Annotated in this window: 20 protein-coding genes; 11 read left to right on the top strand and 9 right to left on the bottom strand. The window is 40.3% G+C overall.

The window, feature by feature from the left end:
- Nucleotides 1–3 precede the first annotated feature (3 nt).
- Both AACM45_RS00425 and AACM45_RS00430 read right to left on the bottom strand, forming a co-directional pair.
- Nucleotides 4–333: a PadR family transcriptional regulator gene (locus AACM45_RS00425; RefSeq protein ID WP_339140083.1), complete on the bottom strand. Its 330-nt coding sequence runs from the start codon at nt 331–333 to the stop codon at nt 4–6.
- A 188-nt stretch (nt 334–521) separates the two neighbouring features.
- Nucleotides 522–1,004, bottom strand: a complete 483-nt coding sequence (locus tag AACM45_RS00430) for a DUF4870 domain-containing protein (protein ID WP_339140084.1) — start codon at nt 1,002–1,004, stop codon at nt 522–524.
- Nucleotides 1,005–1,174: 170 nt separating this feature from the next.
- On the opposite strand from AACM45_RS00430, the gene AACM45_RS00435 reads away from it, so the two are divergent.
- The 8 genes from AACM45_RS00435 (at nt 1,175) to AACM45_RS00470 (ending at nt 7,527) form a co-directional block, all read left to right on the top strand.
- Nucleotides 1,175–1,627: a DUF4442 domain-containing protein gene (locus AACM45_RS00435; RefSeq protein WP_339140085.1), complete on the top strand. Its 453-nt coding sequence runs from the start codon at nt 1,175–1,177 to the stop codon at nt 1,625–1,627.
- Between the two features lie 16 nt (nt 1,628–1,643).
- Nucleotides 1,644–2,276, top strand: coding sequence for an FKBP-type peptidyl-prolyl cis-trans isomerase (locus AACM45_RS00440; protein ID WP_339140086.1), 633 nt, complete (start codon nt 1,644–1,646; stop codon nt 2,274–2,276).
- A gap of 66 nt (nt 2,277–2,342) precedes the next feature.
- Nucleotides 2,343–3,140: a TIGR00266 family protein gene (locus tag AACM45_RS00445; protein WP_339140087.1), complete on the top strand. Its 798-nt coding sequence runs from the start codon at nt 2,343–2,345 to the stop codon at nt 3,138–3,140.
- A gap of 152 nt (nt 3,141–3,292) precedes the next feature.
- Nucleotides 3,293–3,946, top strand: a complete 654-nt coding sequence (locus tag AACM45_RS00450; protein ID WP_339140088.1) for a DUF2461 domain-containing protein — start codon at nt 3,293–3,295, stop codon at nt 3,944–3,946.
- A gap of 92 nt (nt 3,947–4,038) precedes the next feature.
- On the top strand, nt 4,039–5,739 hold the full coding sequence (locus tag AACM45_RS00455) for a GMC family oxidoreductase (RefSeq protein WP_339140089.1): 1,701 nt from the start codon (nt 4,039–4,041) through the stop codon (nt 5,737–5,739).
- Nucleotides 5,740–5,742: 3 nt separating this feature from the next.
- A complete protein-coding gene (locus AACM45_RS00460) occupies nt 5,743–6,333 on the top strand; it encodes a gluconate 2-dehydrogenase subunit 3 family protein (protein WP_339140090.1) in 591 nt (196 codons plus the stop codon).
- Between the two features lie 66 nt (nt 6,334–6,399).
- The gene (locus AACM45_RS00465; protein WP_339140091.1) at nt 6,400–6,984 is read left to right on the top strand and encodes an NUDIX domain-containing protein; all 585 of its coding nucleotides are present in this window, start codon (nt 6,400–6,402) and stop codon (nt 6,982–6,984) included.
- Between the two features lie 21 nt (nt 6,985–7,005).
- Nucleotides 7,006–7,527, top strand: a complete 522-nt coding sequence (locus AACM45_RS00470; protein WP_339140092.1) for a peptide-methionine (S)-S-oxide reductase — start codon at nt 7,006–7,008, stop codon at nt 7,525–7,527.
- On the opposite strand, the gene AACM45_RS00475 is transcribed toward AACM45_RS00470, so the two are convergent.
- Entirely contained in the window at nt 7,502–8,824 is a 1,323-nt protein-coding gene (locus AACM45_RS00475) for a D-alanyl-D-alanine carboxypeptidase (protein ID WP_339140093.1), read from the bottom strand. The genes AACM45_RS00470 and AACM45_RS00475 overlap by 26 nt on opposite strands.
- Before the next feature lie 94 nt (nt 8,825–8,918).
- Between AACM45_RS00475 and AACM45_RS00480 the strand changes: the two genes are divergently transcribed.
- Nucleotides 8,919–9,116: a hypothetical protein gene (locus AACM45_RS00480; RefSeq protein ID WP_339140094.1), complete on the top strand. Its 198-nt coding sequence runs from the start codon at nt 8,919–8,921 to the stop codon at nt 9,114–9,116.
- 25 nt (nt 9,117–9,141) lie between these two features.
- Here the strand turns inward: AACM45_RS00480 and AACM45_RS00485 are convergent, their stop codons facing one another.
- Nucleotides 9,142–10,083 carry a LysR substrate-binding domain-containing protein gene (locus AACM45_RS00485; RefSeq protein WP_339140095.1) on the bottom strand — a complete coding sequence of 314 codons (942 nt, stop codon included), beginning with the start codon at nt 10,081–10,083 and terminating at the stop codon, nt 9,142–9,144.
- Between the two features lie 106 nt (nt 10,084–10,189).
- Between AACM45_RS00485 and AACM45_RS00490 the strand changes: the two genes are divergently transcribed.
- Nucleotides 10,190–10,669 carry a Dps family protein gene (locus tag AACM45_RS00490; RefSeq protein ID WP_339140096.1) on the top strand — a complete coding sequence of 160 codons (480 nt, stop codon included), beginning with the start codon at nt 10,190–10,192 and terminating at the stop codon, nt 10,667–10,669.
- Nucleotides 10,670–10,742: 73 nt separating this feature from the next.
- On the opposite strand, the gene AACM45_RS00495 is transcribed toward AACM45_RS00490, so the two are convergent.
- Nucleotides 10,743–11,162: a DUF2141 domain-containing protein gene (locus AACM45_RS00495; RefSeq protein WP_339140097.1), complete on the bottom strand. Its 420-nt coding sequence runs from the start codon at nt 11,160–11,162 to the stop codon at nt 10,743–10,745.
- A 141-nt stretch (nt 11,163–11,303) separates the two neighbouring features.
- Between AACM45_RS00495 and AACM45_RS00500 the strand changes: the two genes are divergently transcribed.
- A complete protein-coding gene (locus AACM45_RS00500) occupies nt 11,304–12,533 on the top strand; it encodes a hypothetical protein (RefSeq protein WP_339140098.1) in 1,230 nt (409 codons plus the stop codon).
- A 7-nt stretch (nt 12,534–12,540) separates the two neighbouring features.
- Here AACM45_RS00500 and AACM45_RS00505 read toward each other — a convergent pair whose 3' ends face one another.
- The 4 genes from AACM45_RS00505 to AACM45_RS00520 are packed head-to-tail and all read right to left on the bottom strand — an operon-like array spanning nt 12,541 to nt 15,534.
- Nucleotides 12,541–13,002: a GNAT family N-acetyltransferase gene (locus AACM45_RS00505; RefSeq protein ID WP_339140099.1), complete on the bottom strand. Its 462-nt coding sequence runs from the start codon at nt 13,000–13,002 to the stop codon at nt 12,541–12,543.
- Entirely contained in the window at nt 12,999–13,388 is a 390-nt protein-coding gene (locus AACM45_RS00510) for a hypothetical protein (RefSeq protein WP_339140100.1), read from the bottom strand. Before AACM45_RS00510 ends, AACM45_RS00505 begins: the two co-directional genes overlap by 4 nt.
- 3 nt (nt 13,389–13,391) lie before the next feature.
- Nucleotides 13,392–14,009: an FMN-binding negative transcriptional regulator gene (locus AACM45_RS00515; protein WP_339140101.1), complete on the bottom strand. Its 618-nt coding sequence runs from the start codon at nt 14,007–14,009 to the stop codon at nt 13,392–13,394.
- Between the two features lie 16 nt (nt 14,010–14,025).
- Nucleotides 14,026–15,534, bottom strand: a complete 1,509-nt coding sequence (locus AACM45_RS00520) for a serine hydrolase (RefSeq protein WP_339140102.1) — start codon at nt 15,532–15,534, stop codon at nt 14,026–14,028.
- Nucleotides 15,535–15,550 lie beyond the last annotated feature (16 nt).

The raw sequence follows: 15,550 nt of genomic DNA on the forward strand, positions 1-15,550 counted from the left end.
GTCTTATTTGTTGTTGGTTACCAGATTTACTGCATTTCTAAGCTCGTCCCAGGTGCCATTGAGTTCGTTTAAGAACAATTGCCCCGTTTCAGTGAGCGCATAGTATTTACGTGGTGGGCCAGAGGTGGATTCTTCCCAACGATAGTTGAGCAACCCAGCATTTTTCAGTCTGGTCAACAGAGGGTAGATCGTACCCTCGACCACCAGCATCTTAGCGTCTTTTAAAGCCCCTAGAATTTCAGATGCATATTTATCACTGTCCTTTAAAATGGAAAGTATGCAGTACTCTAGAACCCCTTTGCGCATTTGTGCTTTTGTATTTTCTATATTCATAATTATAGGATTCGTATTAATTAACTGTTCGTTTTTTGTTTCCGTGCCGTCCCGCTTTGATGAGAAGCGGGCACGGAAACGCTTTTTGGTTGATTGATGTTTAATTGATTTTGATTGATGTCTTTTTTGTTCGTTTTTGATTTGATACTTCGACTACGCTCAGTACCGGTTGATGAATAAACCCCTATCTATTTGATGAATTTGATGGTGAATGGATATTTGAAGGTTTGCCCTTCATTGGTTCTTATAGTTGCCAAAATGGTGTACACAACATTCACAATGACGAGTCCAGCTTGTAGCACACCGGTAATACCAGCGGGCCATAACCAACGACCAAGCCGGAAGTCGTCACTGCTTATATGAATGTTTAAATTGTTAAAATCGCTTAATCGGTGCATACCGAAAAAGTTGCCATCTAAAATGTCGGGTAAAAACCCGATAAAAAATGGAATACTGATTAGACCTACGACAATCGAATAAAGCAACATGCTGATTTGAAAGTTCAATGCCTGTTTTCCGTTATAATCCACAAATTCATATTCCTTTTTATTGGCGGTCCATAAGATCAATGGAAATATGAAATTACCAAAGGGAATAAAATACTTTGAGAATGTGGACGCATGGATTATTGCGGATAAATTTCGTTCGTGTTTGGTCAATGATTCTGTCATGATTTTTGATTGATGATTCTTTAAACCAATTAGTTTACCTATTAGCTTACGATACAAATATATATCCAAAAGATGGTACTATGCAACACATAGTACTTAATATTAACATTTAATTAACATATTGAAGTCGCACTTATTTTAGGTATTTTTATCAAAAATAAACTTGATATATGGCTACTAGTACTAGTAAATTCAACACCTTCACCTTTTTTAAACTACCGTCGGCATGGTGGTGTGGGGTGCGCTTAAAATATATGGACGATAAAAAAGCGGTTACCACGGTTACCCATCGATGGATCAATCAGAACCCGTTCAAAAGTATGTTTTGGGCAGTTCAGGGTATGGCTGCTGAGTTAAGTACGGGGGCCATGGTCATCGATCAAATACGCCATAGTGGTCGTAAAATATCGATGTTGGTACAAAACAACAATGCCAATTTCTCTAAAAAGGCAACAGGTAAGATCACTTTTACCTGTGAAGATGGACACTTGATCACCGATGCCATCCAAAAAACGATTGCAACCGGTGAAGGCCAGAAATTTTGGATGAAATCGGTTGGGGTGAACAAAGATGGCGTAGTGGTAAGTACCTTTAATTTTGAGTGGACGGTTAGGTTGAAATAATAGTATAAAATGTGGTATGAATATACCTTTGTTCATTGTGATCCTTTTGGCCCCACTTTTTTTGATGTCCCAAAGCACAAAGACTTTTTATGAGGACGGAATCAAAAGAGGTGATTCGGTATTTGATGCGAGTAATAGTTTAGCAGTACTCAAATATTATCATAAAAATGGGGGATTACAGTTCGAGGCATTTTATGATTCTTCTGGTGCTCTTAATGATTTCTATGCTTTAGATGAAAAAGGGGATACCACGTTTCAAAGTCAAATTCCCCTCTTGAAGAAACAACAAAAAAAGGATTTGAACCATATTCAATGGCGGGAAACTGATTTTTTCGGATTGTTTTATGCTATTGAACACGCCTCATCTGGTGAAGTTTATCAAGATGGTGACAACGTAAAACTTCATTATATTGGTTATTTCTTGGATGGCAGCCAATTTGATAATTCTTACCTAACCGGTAAGGCATTAGCGTTGGAAATAGGTGGGGATGGATTTTTATCTAGTTTTTATGAAGGACTGAAAAAGTTCAGGATTGGGGAAAAGGGTTACCTCAAGATTCCTCCTGAACTTGGCTACGGAGCTATTCCTTATGCCAATATTCCACCTAATTCTACTTTGATCTATTACCTAGATTTAACGGTAAAGTAGTTTGCCGTTGTAACAAAACGGCATGACCGCCAACTAATAAATGTCAACAAAAAACTAAAAAAGAATATGAACGCACACGAAATCGATTATGAAATTTATGGGGAAGAAATGCAATATGTCGAGATTGAACTCGATCCCCAAGAGGCCGTAGTGGCCGAAGCCGGCAGTTTTATGATGATGGATACCGACATTAAGATGGATACCATTTTTGGAGACGGCTCCAATCAAGATACCGGGGTTCTGGGCAAACTTTTCTCCGCTGGAAAACGTCTATTGACCGGTGAGAGCCTATTTATGACCGCTTTTTTAAATGTGGGCCAAGGTAAGAAGCAGGTTAGCTTTGCATCTCCCTATCCTGGTAAGATACTTCCTATTGACCTCTCTGAAAAAGGTGGAAAATTCATTTGTCAAAAAGATGCCTTTTTATGCGCGGCAAAAGGCGTATCGGTAGGTATCGAATTTTCGAAAAGACTGGGTCGGGGCCTTTTTGGCGGAGAAGGTTTTATCATGCAAAAATTGGAGGGTGATGGTATGGCCTTTGTACATGCTGGGGGCACTATGGCCAAAAAAGAATTGGCCGCAGGTGAAGTACTCAAAGTAGATACGGGCTGTATTGTCGGCTTTTCGCATACTGTAGATTACAATATTGAGTTCGTTGGCGGAATCAAGAATACCGTTTTCGGGGGCGAAGGACTTTTCTTTGCAACTCTTCGCGGCCCCGGTACGGTTTACATTCAGTCCTTACCCTTCAGTAGACTGGCAGGCCGGGTCTTGGCCGCTATACCACGTGGCGGAAAAGATAAAGGTGAAGGCAGTATTTTAGGCACATTAGGGGATGTTATTGGTGGCGATAGGGGGTTCTAGGAACACGAAATTGCGAGCGTTTCTTGCGGAACGCCAGAAAAAGTGAAACAATCTGTTGAATGTATTTCAAAAAATGATTAAAACCAAAAGGTCTTTAGTCCGTTTCAACAGATTGCTTCACTTTGATTAACTTCGTTAATCAAGCTCGCAATATGGACTTCCAGAACCTGATTACCTTTCTAAAAAAGCTTCAAAAGAACAACAACAAAGAATGGATGGATGCCAATCGCAAATGGTATAAAGAAGTTCGAGATGATTATATCGCATGGCTGGACCGCGTGAACGCTAAGTTGATGGCCATGGATGAGGAGTACTATGACACTCCAGGTAAAAAGGGTATCAATAGGATCAACAATAATTTGATGTTCCACCCGAATAAACCCATTTACAAAGACCATTTTGGCGCTGGTTTTGACAAGAGGCCCAATACTGGGGATTTTTACGTTGAAATAGGTATTGAACGCGCGATGTTTGCCGGTGGGTTATGGCGACCAGACCCAAAACGTTTGCGGAGTATTCGAGACGCCATAGATTATGATGGCGAGGAATTAAAGAAGATTTTAAACAAAAAATCTTTCAAAACCTTGTTCGGCGGTCTTTATGAAGATGAGAAGTTGACCAATGCCCCAAAAGGATTCCCAAATGACCATCCGCATATCGATTTACTTCGTCATAAGACCTTTGCGGTGGCCACCGATTTCTCTTCCAAAGTGGTTTTAGATGGCGGTTTCGAAGAAAGGCTGATTGAAGCCTATCAAGAGATGTTACCATTTAGACGGTATCTGAATAAGGCGGTTACCGTTTAGAATGGGTTTGAAGGATTATCGGTCGCACGCTACACTTTTATCTTTTCCTTAACTGTCGCTTTAATCATTATATTTGGGTAAGTACAGTACCTATGGGTAATTTTAACATTGATGCCAAAAAAGCGAACACCTATGATGCCATCGTAATAGGCTCAGGTATCAGTGGTGGTTGGGCGGCCAAGGAACTTTGTGAAAACGGTTTAAACACCTTGGTGTTGGAGCGGGGTCGTATGGTTGAACATGTGGTGGACTATCCGACGATGAACCTCGACCCTTGGGATACTGAGTTACGGGGTAGCTTAACACCTGAACAAAAGAAAAAACACTACAAGGCGATTCGTTCTGGTTGGATCGGCACTGATACCGAACACTTTTGGGCCGACGATGAAGCCAACCCTTATACCGAAACCAAACCCTTTTTATGGTTGCGTGGCCATCAAATGGGGGGTAGGTCATTACTTTGGGGCAAACAGACCTATCGCTGGAGTGACCTCGATTTTGAGGCCAATGCCAAAGATGGCCATGGGGTAGACTGGCCCATACGCTATAATGATATTGAACCGTGGTACACTTATGTAGAAAAGTTTGCGGGTATTAGTGGCGAGGCCCTTGGCTTACCGCAATTGCCAGATAGTCATTTTCTTCCCCCTATGGAGCTTAATTGTGTTGAAAAGCACGTGAAGCAGCGAATAGAAACCAATTATCCCGGTAGAAACCTGATTATTGGTAGGGTGGCACATCTTACCGAGCCCTTAAATGGGCGGGGAAAATGCCAGTACCGCAATCGATGCAGTAGGGGATGCCCATACGGAGCCTATTTCAGTAGCAATGCGGTAACCTTACCCGCTGCCAATGCCACCGGCAACTTGACCATACGACCCTATTCGATCGTACAATCGATAATTTATGACGATGCTAAGGGCAAAGCCACTGGGGTGAGGATTATTGATTCAGAAACCAACACGGATATTGAATATCACGCACGCATCATATTCTGTAATGCCTCAACCTTAAGTACTACCCAAATACTTTTGAATTCCACTTCCAATCGGTTTGAGAACGGATTAGGGAATGATAGTGGTGAATTGGGCCATAACTTGATGGATCATACCTACAGGGTTGGCGCAATAGGAACGGTAGAAGGGTTTGATGATGCTTATTACAAGGGAAGACGACCTAATGGAATTTATATTCCTAGGTATTGGAATATCAACGAGGCAACCAAGAACGATAAATTTTTAAGGGGGTTCGGCTACCAAGGTGGTGGTTACCGCGGCGGAAATGCCGCCAATAGCGAGGAATTCGGCTCAAATTTCAAGGATAATCTATTAAAACCCGGGCCTTGGCAATTTTTTATAACCGGTTTCGCCGAGTGTTTGCCTTATCATGAGAATCAAGTGATCCTTAATCATGGGGTGTTGGACAAATGGGGACAACCAACACTATCTATTGATGCTGAGTTCAAGGCCAATGAAAGGGCCGCGAACAAACAAATACAAGAAGATGCGGTTGAGATGTTGAAAACCGCCGGTTTAAAGAATGTCATGGGCTTTGATAACGAACATTCGCCAGGATGGGGTGTGCATGAAATGGGTACCGCACGAATGGGGCATGACCCAAAAACCTCAATCTTGAACAAATTCAATCAGGTACATACCGTTAAAAACGTTTTTGTGACCGACGGTGCCTGTATGACCTCATCGTCTTGTGTAAATCCTTCCCTCACCTATATGGCACTCACTGCTAGGGCTGCGAATCACGCCGTATCTGAATTAAAAAAACGAAATATCTAGGTTATGGATAGAAGAAGTGCACTTAGAACAACAGGTGTATTGGCAGGAGCTTTGGCATCCTCTTCGATACTTTCCATTCTTCAATCGTGCAAAAAGGAAACCAGATTGACATGGAAGCCTGAGTTTTTTTCGGAAGTAGAGGCTAAAACAATCAGTAGTATCGTTGATATCATGTTGCCCCGGACGGATACTCCCGGTGCATTGGATGTTAAAGTCGATATGTTCATTGATAAAGTTATTGCCAGAACCTATGATGATAAGGGCCAAGAAAATATGCAAAAAGAAATTTCAGATTTCAATACCGAATGTAAATCCAAGTTTTGGGATATATTTGTCCATCTTAACGATGCCCAAAAAACCAAAGTCCTTGAAGCTGCTGAAAAAAATTCCGGAAAGATCAACCCTGGTATTTGGGGTAAAACCGTTGGTGAACAAGAACCCATAGGCTTTTACCGTTCTTTGAAATCAATGGCCATCTGGGCCTATACCACTGCTGAGGAAATTGGTGAAAAGGTACTTAGCTATGACCCTATTCCCGGTAATTTTGAGGGTTGCGTACCTGTTTCAGAGGTTGGAAATCGATGGAGCCTTTGAACCCTTTTGAGTATTTCTTGACGAGATTGAATTTGTAGCATCATTTTACGAAAAAATAGATAGACTTTGAAAAACGGAAAAATCAAAAAAATTGAGAAGACCCTATTATCCGATAATTGGTACACCTTGCATAAATTCTCTTACGAATACCAACGTGAAGACGGTACTTGGGAAACGCAGCATCGTGAAGCCTACGATAGGGGCAATGGTGCCGTAATTCTTTTGTACAACAAAGAAAAACAAACCGTGGTCTTAACAAGACAGTTTCGAATGCCGACCTACATTAACGGTAATGAAAGTGGAATGATGATAGAGGCCTGTGCGGGCATATTGGAGAAAGGCAATGCAGAGGAAACCATTAAAATGGAGGTCGAAGAAGAAACCGGCTACAAAATCGATAAGGTTGAAAAGATTTTTGAATCGTATATGTCTCCGGGTTCGGTCACTGAAATCCTCTATTTTTTTATAGGGGCGTATCGTCAAGATATGAAAGTAAGTGATGGGGGAGGGGCAATCGATGAGACCGAGAATATCGAAGTACTTGAAATGCCTTTCGAAAAAGCCTTACAACTAATGGCTGACGGAAAAATCAAGGATGCAAAAACCATTATGTTGTTGCAATGGGCACAGATCAATGCGTTAGTAGGATAATCTTTTTGCGACCAACACCTCATGAAAGCGACTGGTAAAATTGGTTTTGGTGGTGGATGCCATTGGTGTACCGAAGCCGTTTTTCAATCCTTAAAAGGTGTTGACAAAGTTGAGCAAGGCTTTATAGCACCTGCTGCAAACAAAAACTCTTTTTCAGAAGCGGTAGTTGTTCATTTTGACCCTTCACAGATAAGGTTGAAAGATTTAGTAGCGATTCATCTGTATACGCATAATAGTACTTCCGAACATGCTATGAGGAACAAATACCGTTCTGCCGTTTATGCCTTTGATAAAGGCACTTTTAAGAATGCGAAGGTAATCTTAGATGATTTGCAGCATGATTTTGAACAAGAATTGGTGACCAAGACACACTTCTTTGGAGCTTTCAAACATTCTGAGGGTCAGTTTCATAATTATTATTATTCCAATCCTGAAAAACCATTTTGCAAAAGGTATATTTCGCCAAAACTCGCCATGTTGATGAGGCGATTCTCCAATCTAGTGGAAAGGGATAGCGCTAATACGAATCATGGAGCGATTTGAGTATACCGTACATGTTCTGGCGGACCTCGCTACTGGATATTCTAAAATGATTATTCATAAAACTGAATACCAGAACCTTACCAGATTTTGTGGTAAGGTAACCACTCAGATTATAGGTATTGCCCATACCCCCTGATTTTGCATGTATGAAATCACTTTCTGCGGATTCATCGGCCTCTTTAATAGTTCCGTCGGCATCCCATGTGGGCAAGAGGTGATAAAGTCTTTTTTCCGGTATTTCGGCCAATAGCTTTGAAAGCACTTGAACCATTGATTCTGGCGTAAACAGATTGTATCGCGAAAGTCCGGAGCCATCAACCCATCTGGGTTGTTGCCTTAAGTTGGAAAGATGGACTTTCAACATGGCATCTCGAGCTGTATTAAAACGTAAGGTATCAGAAAGCATTGAAGAGGCTGTGATCATCAATTGTTCCGCAAGAAAATTATCACTTTCGTATAGCATCCTTCTGTAAATCGAATCGGTTGGTAAGCCATAGAGGATTTGTTTTTTACCTTTCGGAAATTGCGCCCCCACTGTCAACTGACGACCCGTCTCTTTTTGCAATAATATTTGAGTGAGACGATTGTCGGTTATGAAAGGGATTTCAATAGTGTCATTAAAAGTGCTTGATAGCGCAAATTCATTGGTATGTTGTTGCCTTAGATTTTTATTTTCGGCAATCTTGAAAGCAGCTTTAAAGTGTTTAGGTAAAATTACCAATGAATCATTTTTAAGTGCGTTTACCACATTTCCATACAATGGCAATGCACCTCGTTCTGGTGAAAAATAGTATTCATAATCTTCCCAAGCCCAGCCAGGCCCAAATTTGCCATCTTGAAAATTGGTTAAGTACAAGACAATGTTTTCATATCCTTTGATAAAGGAGACCGCGGTGCGATCATTAAAATAGGGATGCAACCAGCTGGGATCACCGGTACCCTCAATATGAAGGGTATCGTTTTCGTAAAAATACCCCAGAGTCGGTATTTGCTCTGGCAGTAGTTTTAAACCGGTATAGAGGGTAAATAATTTTACATTGCTGGCCGGTAAGAAATACCTAGCGCTGTTTTGGGCGATCAAGGTATCATTTGTTTCACTATCCACTACCAGAATGCCTGTGAACTGATTGCCATAGGATTCATGTTGTAGTTTCGTTCGTATGTTCTTTTCTGTTTGATTGCGTTTTGGGGCAATACAGCTTGCGCAAAAGATGCTTAAAACGCAAAAAACAATTTTAAATGGTGTAACCGATTGTTTTATAGTTACTTGAACCCTTTGTACTGTGAAGTTTAACATCAAATTATCTTATTTTTAACGCCTACCGTTTCTCAAGATATATCTTTTATGGGTAATTTTAGAAAGCAACTTTTAACCTTAAATAATTTTGAATATGGCTAGAGCTATGTTAGAGTATACTAAAACGATACTCAAAAAAGTTAGTTTTGACCCTATATTATTCGTCAAAGAAGTTAAAAAAGCGGTGAGTAGACTGCTTCCCCTTGAAATTGAGGAACTCAAAATTTGGGTGACCTATTTTATCATAGATAAGCCCGAGTTACAGCCCTGTTTGTTGTATTTGAAAACATGAATGGCAGGCTATCGTTTAGTTGGCCCTAGTTTTTAGCAATGGGACTTATAATCTGAACGTCTTGAAACGCAATAGCTCCCCTTACTACCGAAGAGATTACTTCTTTCAAGGCTTCCGTTATTTGTATTTTCAATTCACTTTTATGGTAAATCAAACTAATCTCCCTTGCAGGGGAAGGTTTTGAAAAATACCGCAGGTTTTTCTTTTTGAAATCATCCAGCTCCAATGTATTTAAATAAGGTAGCAAGGTCATTCCCAATCCTTCGTTCGATAAGTTCACCAAGGTCTCAAAACTTCCACTTTCAATCTTGAACTGTTCATCATCGCTGTTCTTTGGTGATTTACAGAGGTTGATGACCCCATCCCTGAAGCAATGCCCGTCTTGTAATAACAAGATATCAGAGATGTCTAAATCACTGGTCGAAATTTTCTTTAGTGTCGCCAGGCGGTGGTTATCGGGCACGTACCCAACAAAAGGTTCGTAATAAAGGGGGCGTTCTTTTATAAACTCCACCTCTAATGGGGTGGCCGCAATAGCCGCATCTAGATGGCCATCTTGAATATTTTTAATAAGGGTATTCGTGGCTTGTTCTTTAATAATAAGATTGACCTTAGGGTATTTTTTGATAAAGGAGGATAAGAACATAGGTAGTAACGTGGGCATGATGGTGGGAATGATTCCTAGGGTAAAATCTCCCCCGATAAATCCCTTATCTTGATCGACAATGTCTTTAATGCGACCTGCCTCAGCTACGATGTTCTTAGCTTGGGCCACGATTTTTTTACCGACCTCCGTAATGGCTATGGGCTTTTTACTTCGGTCAAAGATCAATACATCGAGTTCGTCTTCAAGCTTTTGTACCTGCATGCTCAAAGTCGGTTGCGTGACGAAGCTCTTTTCTGCCGCCAGCGTAAAATTTTGATATTCCGCGACGGCCAAAACATATTGAAGTTGGGTGATTGTCATTTGCTATCATTTGGAGTTATAAAGATATAAAAACCATCGATAAAAACTATTTAGAATAGGTTGATTGATTTAATATCTTTATAAGGAATTATAAAAACGATACGATATGAAACTAAATAGTATAGGATTAAACCAAGAGAAATCAACGGCATTGGCGAATGATTTGAACCAATTATTGGCCAACTTTCAGCAGTATTATTTGAATTTAAGGGGAATTCATTGGAACATTAAGGGAAAACGCTTTTTTGATCTTCATACCAAGTTTGAGGAACTGTATAATGATGCCAATCTCAAAGTTGATGAAATAGCGGAACGTATATTGACCCTAGGGGGCGTTCCGTACCATACTTTCGATGATTTTGTCAATTTTTCAAAAGTACCGATAGGTAAGAACATCACCCAAGATGTTGACGCGATTCGCTTAATTGTGAATTCACTGACCGAACTCTTGGTTATTGAAAGAAAGATCCTCGATGCTTCAGATGAGGCAAACGATGAAGGTACCAATGCGATGATGAGTGATTTTATAACGGAGCAAGAGAAGACCGTTTGGATGATGAAGGCATGGCTGGCCGAAGAAATTTAAGCTTTGGATGCATATCAAAAAAGCCCCTCGAAAAGGGGCTTTTTTTTTGATGGATTGATTGACTATACTGTTTTTAGAAGCGAATGGTGAAATCCATGTCTTTGTCGGAAACTTCAAATTTAGCATCCGCAAATGTTGGAGGCCCCATTACCATTGAATTTCCGGTCATGCCATAACTTTCTTTGGGCATACCGTTGGTTTCAAAATCCATACGTTGATTATCGTTTTCGTCGTGTAATACCATCACGGCATAGGTGCCTGGTTCTACGTTTTCGAATGTAAAGGTTACGACACCTTTCTTTGCTTGTTCGGTCAAGTCGATGACTCCAGCCCCCTTTAAAAACGTTTCATCGCTGTGCAGGGAGGCCAAAACACTTCCGTTGTCATTTAAAACATTTTCAATGGTCACATTTACGGTTACCCCGTCTTGTGCTTGCAGTGTTGTGTTTACCGAGATAAAAAGTACTCCTAAGATCAATGCTAAAGTTTTCATGTTGTCTTTTTTTGTTGTTAACGATACTTCAAAGATGTGACGGTATCCATGCGAAATAAAAAGGGATATACCCAATTGTAAGTTTTAAATACTGAATTGTAATATGGAACCATTTTTACTACCTTTTAAAAAACTTTGTTTATGAAATCTTTTGGATTGCTTAAAAAAGTTTCCCCTATTCTTTTCTTTTTCTTTTTGCACAATGCCTTGGGACAAACGATGTACCACCCAAATGAATCTTTGCGCAATACGATTCGTAAAGACCTTTGGCAAGGGTTAAAATTGAAAACTCCCAAAAAACACCGCTTTTTGTCCAGTTTGGTCTTTAATTCCAATGAGTGTTTTAAACTTTTTGAGAAAGCAGCGAGACAACGGGGCTGGGAGTCTTATGAATTGCCTACGGTCGCTACGTTTTATCTAATTATTTTAGAAGAGGTAATAGCAGGGGAGTCGTACCCAGAAGCAGAGATTAAAACCATTTACCAACAGGTTAGGGCAGATTATACAAATCAAAAAATAGATGTCAATGAAAGTAGCGCGGCATTACAAAAAAAATATGACCCTTTGATCGTCAAAGCGGTTTGGGTCGGTACCATTTTTGAGTTGGCCAAAAAGAATAGTCCCGAAATTCAAGAAACTGCAAAGACAATGTTAGAAGAGTTTAAAGGTTTCCACAAAAGTGCGGCAGCAATTGACAAGACAAATATTGAAAAAGATAAACCAACGGGTTCAAAACCAAAAATGGTATCCCCCGGGCCAAGTACAATGCCGAATAAGAAAAACGACGACTACGTTGTTTCGGATATCATACTGCGAACGGCAACCAAATATGGATTAAATGGTGTTTATGTGGATAATGAAGTACATGTGCTGTACAGAAATGGCGAGCTGTTTACCAACCCATCTAAACCGCTTTATAGTTTCAATATTTCCAAATCAAAACGTGAAAAACCAAAAAAATGGCGCACTTGGAAAAAAAAGGATAACGTCTTATATGTGTACGATCCCAGAAAGCATAAAACATATGATTGGAAAAAGTGGTTCAAAGTTAGATTTGGTACCGAAGGATTTAAATTGTCTGGCAAATTCAATACTATTGACGGTTTTGGAGGTGCCACGGTAATCAATGCGAGTACGGTAGTTTTCGATGAACAAGGTAGGTTCGCATGGAAGACCATAAAAGGTGGAAACACGGCATGGAAGCCCGTATTTTCAAAAAGCAGTTCCTCAGGCACTTATAAGATTGATGGGCATACTATAATCTTTACCTATAACAATGGGGTAGAAGAATCATTCTTTTTTGGGTTATATCCCAAAGATGACCTACATTTTATTATCGGAACGAGTCACTTTGTGCCCTTAAAACAATAGATAGTATTTACAACAGCAGTTCCATTTGAATATTGCAACGGGAATATGGGGAAGTTAGTCCCTCAACTTTTTTAAAACCAAGCTTATAGTATAGATTGATGGCCGGTTTTAATTTCGTATTACTTTCTAAATGGATTTTTTTGGCCCCACAAGCCTTTGCCTTGGCTATTATGGCCAGACCTAGTTGATAACCAATGCCCTTGCCATGCGAGTTTTGTGAAACCCCCATTTTTGCTAGCTCGTAATCATAACCTTCGTGTTGACTTTTTATAAGGGCGCAAACACCTACGGGTTTATCATCACTTAAGGCGACAAGAATATGACCGCCATTATCAATAATATATTCTTGCGGATGGTCTAAGGCCTTATGATCTTGTGATTCCATAACAAAGTACTTTTCAATCCACCATTGGTTGAGTTCTTTGAATGCCTTACCATAACGGTTTTCAAAGGGTACGATTTCAATCACCTGAACTCTTTGGGATTAAGCGGCTTCGGCTTTCCAACAATCTCAACGATCCAGTAGACCAGTTGACCGACGCCACCGATAAAAATGAACAATAAAATCCAAACGATGATCAGGTTACTTCCCTGAAGATTTGGATTTTGAACCGCGTGTACGATATAGAATACCAAGCTGCTCAATGATATAAGTACCATCAGTGCAATAAACCCGAAGAACCAAGCGATATTTCCTAAAATCATGGTTGCCGTAGGTTCTGAACCCATGGCTTCCGCAGCCTCAATATCAGAAACCAAATTGAATACAAAGAAGATGTAAAATCCGATGGAAAGAATCCCAATAAGTAGCGGAGCGAGGGCAAAAAACGCTTGCCAAAATTTATTGTGTAACATAATTCACTTTTTTAGTTTTGATTGCTTATCTATTTGTATGGCTATTGCCTTGGATGTTACATCGCGTTGATTTAATTCTTTAATGATGGAAGCATGGTCATCTGGTCTTGTTTGTGATAATTTATAAGCGGCTTGTATATCGGTAATTTCAATTTTAAAACCTACCACTCCCTTAACCTGCCTCAGCGTTTTTGCTGACATTTCACCTAAAGAAATGGGGTTTTTTGAGTCTTGTTCATAATTATTGACCAATCGATGCATGGCCTTTAGAGTGGCTTCCTCATCAAGAATGGTCAATTTGCCGTAAACATGAACTGCGATATAGTCCCACGTAGGTACCTCTTCCTCCTTATACCAAGAAGAAGAAATATACGAATGGGGTCCATTGAATATACATAACACTTCAGGTTGTTTTTCGAACTCTTTCCATTGCGGGTTCGCCCTTGCGATGTGGCTGACCAAAATAGGTTTGTGTCCTTCATCAGTATCCAACTCCAATGGAATGTGGGTCGCCCATGGCCTACCATCGACTTGATTGACCAAAATACCAAAGCTATGCTGCTTGATGAATTTCTTTACTTCATCAATATCCTCATTTTTGTAATGATGGGGTATGTACATTTTCAGCGTTATAATTTTATTTTGACTTTGTGAATTCTTCACCAAATAGATCAAATGCATTGACCTTGCCGTCAGTATTCAATTTGAAATGAATGGTCATTTTTTGTCGAAACCTGGAATCCTTATTGGTGATAAAGGTATCGTAATGCCAGTGTTCCATATTGTAATCAACAAACTCGTTAAAATCAATTTGAAGCTTATCGTTCTGTAATGTAACAGTGGCCGCACCCAACATTTTGTTACGATACACCCCTTCATAAGCCTGTAGTGCCAAACTGGGATCTGTGTTCCGTACCCGTGCTTTTTTCTGCTTTTCTTGATATTCCAGATTTGATTTTTTAAAGCCTTGGTAGAGGTCAAAAACCTCAGTATGCCAATCGCGGGAGTCGTCATCGAAGGCAAAAAGGTCAATGGCCTTGTACATGATGGCATGCCTTAACTCGGCATGGTCTAGATTGGCAAATACATATACGGCCATATTTTTATCATGTACGATACCTGCTATGGCCACAAGGCCGAAAAGGCTTCCAGTATGAAAGTCCAGTTTATGGCCTTTGTAGTCTTGTTGAAACCAACCCATGGCGTAGGTGTTCCAATTTGGTTTTGTCAATGCATTGGTCGGATAAGTGCCCGTATCACCCAAAAAGGATTTTGGTTCGAAAAGATATTTAAAGGTTTTTGGTCGTAATAAAGTATCGGACTTATGGATTCCATCATTGACCAAAAAAGTCAAGTATTTCGAAATGTCGCCTGGGGTAGCGCAAATCATCCCTGCAGGGCCTATTTGGTCGGCAAAGCCATAATCAACCTGCACTATACCGTCTTCGGCATCATCATAATATGGGGTCACATAATTACCTACCTTGAAAATATCACTGGCAACGGCCTGCGTTCTATTCATGCCCAAAGGTTTGAATACACGTTCAGTAACAAACTCGTTCCAAGGTTGCCCGCTGACGGCAGCAATGACCTCACCGGCGACGGCATACATTATGTTTTGATAAGTAAACCCGCCGCGTAGGGGATAGGATCCTTGGGCAAATCGAAACCTTTTAATGGTTTCTTTTGTGGATACACTGTCCAAGGTCCATAAAAAATCGGCATTTCCGATGCCCAAATTATGGGTAAATAAATCCTTCACCCTCGCATCTGCCGTGATATAGGGGTCCGATAATTTAAAATAGGGTACGTGGTCCACTACCTTATCATCCCAATCCAATTTGCCCTCATCAACCAGCATGCCCATGGCAATGGCTACAATGGCCTTAGTTGTCGATGCCATATTGAAAAGGGTGTTTTCATCGATGGGTTCTTTGGTGGCTAAATTTTTAACGCCATAGGTCTTTTGAAAAACCACTTTTCCATCTTTAACTACAATGGTGGCCAAACCGGGTACTTTCCAATCTTTCATACCATTGACTATCATAGCATCCAATCGATCCTGATGATTTTTTTGTTGTGCACTGATGGCACTTAGTTGAAAAAACAACATCAGTACGATGATGTGATGCATTCTATTTTTCATTTTGATATGGTTTAAG

Source organism: Croceitalea sp. MTPC5 (assembly GCF_036985505.1).
GTDB lineage: Bacteria > Bacteroidota > Bacteroidia > Flavobacteriales > Flavobacteriaceae > Croceitalea.

What these genes read in the sequence shown, in the direction of transcription:
- AACM45_RS00460 (WP_339140090.1), top strand. Translation starts at nt 5,743, where the DNA reads ATGGATAGAAGAAGTGCACTTAGAACAACAGGTGTATTGGCAGGAGCT.
- AACM45_RS00490 (WP_339140096.1), top strand. Translation starts at nt 10,190, where the DNA reads ATGAAACTAAATAGTATAGGATTAAACCAAGAGAAATCAACGGCATTG.
- AACM45_RS00440 (WP_339140086.1), top strand. Translation starts at nt 1,644, where the DNA reads ATGAATATACCTTTGTTCATTGTGATCCTTTTGGCCCCACTTTTTTTG.
- AACM45_RS00430 (WP_339140084.1), bottom strand. Translation starts at nt 1,004, where the DNA reads ATGACAGAATCATTGACCAAACACGAACGAAATTTATCCGCAATAATC.
- AACM45_RS00480 (WP_339140094.1), top strand. Translation starts at nt 8,919, where the DNA reads ATGGCTAGAGCTATGTTAGAGTATACTAAAACGATACTCAAAAAAGTT.
- AACM45_RS00450 (WP_339140088.1), top strand. Translation starts at nt 3,293, where the DNA reads ATGGACTTCCAGAACCTGATTACCTTTCTAAAAAAGCTTCAAAAGAAC.
- AACM45_RS00455 (WP_339140089.1), top strand. Translation starts at nt 4,039, where the DNA reads ATGGGTAATTTTAACATTGATGCCAAAAAAGCGAACACCTATGATGCC.
- AACM45_RS00470 (WP_339140092.1), top strand. Translation starts at nt 7,006, where the DNA reads ATGAAAGCGACTGGTAAAATTGGTTTTGGTGGTGGATGCCATTGGTGT.
- AACM45_RS00495 (WP_339140097.1), bottom strand. Translation starts at nt 11,162, where the DNA reads ATGAAAACTTTAGCATTGATCTTAGGAGTACTTTTTATCTCGGTAAAC.
- AACM45_RS00425 (WP_339140083.1), bottom strand. Translation starts at nt 333, where the DNA reads ATGAATATAGAAAATACAAAAGCACAAATGCGCAAAGGGGTTCTAGAG.
- AACM45_RS00485 (WP_339140095.1), bottom strand. Translation starts at nt 10,083, where the DNA reads ATGACAATCACCCAACTTCAATATGTTTTGGCCGTCGCGGAATATCAA.
- AACM45_RS00435 (WP_339140085.1), top strand. Translation starts at nt 1,175, where the DNA reads ATGGCTACTAGTACTAGTAAATTCAACACCTTCACCTTTTTTAAACTA.
- AACM45_RS00520 (WP_339140102.1), bottom strand. Translation starts at nt 15,534, where the DNA reads ATGAAAAATAGAATGCATCACATCATCGTACTGATGTTGTTTTTTCAA.
- AACM45_RS00445 (WP_339140087.1), top strand. Translation starts at nt 2,343, where the DNA reads ATGAACGCACACGAAATCGATTATGAAATTTATGGGGAAGAAATGCAA.
- AACM45_RS00500 (WP_339140098.1), top strand. Translation starts at nt 11,304, where the DNA reads ATGAAATCTTTTGGATTGCTTAAAAAAGTTTCCCCTATTCTTTTCTTT.
- AACM45_RS00475 (WP_339140093.1), bottom strand. Translation starts at nt 8,824, where the DNA reads ATGTTAAACTTCACAGTACAAAGGGTTCAAGTAACTATAAAACAATCG.
- AACM45_RS00510 (WP_339140100.1), bottom strand. Translation starts at nt 13,388, where the DNA reads ATGTTACACAATAAATTTTGGCAAGCGTTTTTTGCCCTCGCTCCGCTA.
- AACM45_RS00515 (WP_339140101.1), bottom strand. Translation starts at nt 14,009, where the DNA reads ATGTACATACCCCATCATTACAAAAATGAGGATATTGATGAAGTAAAG.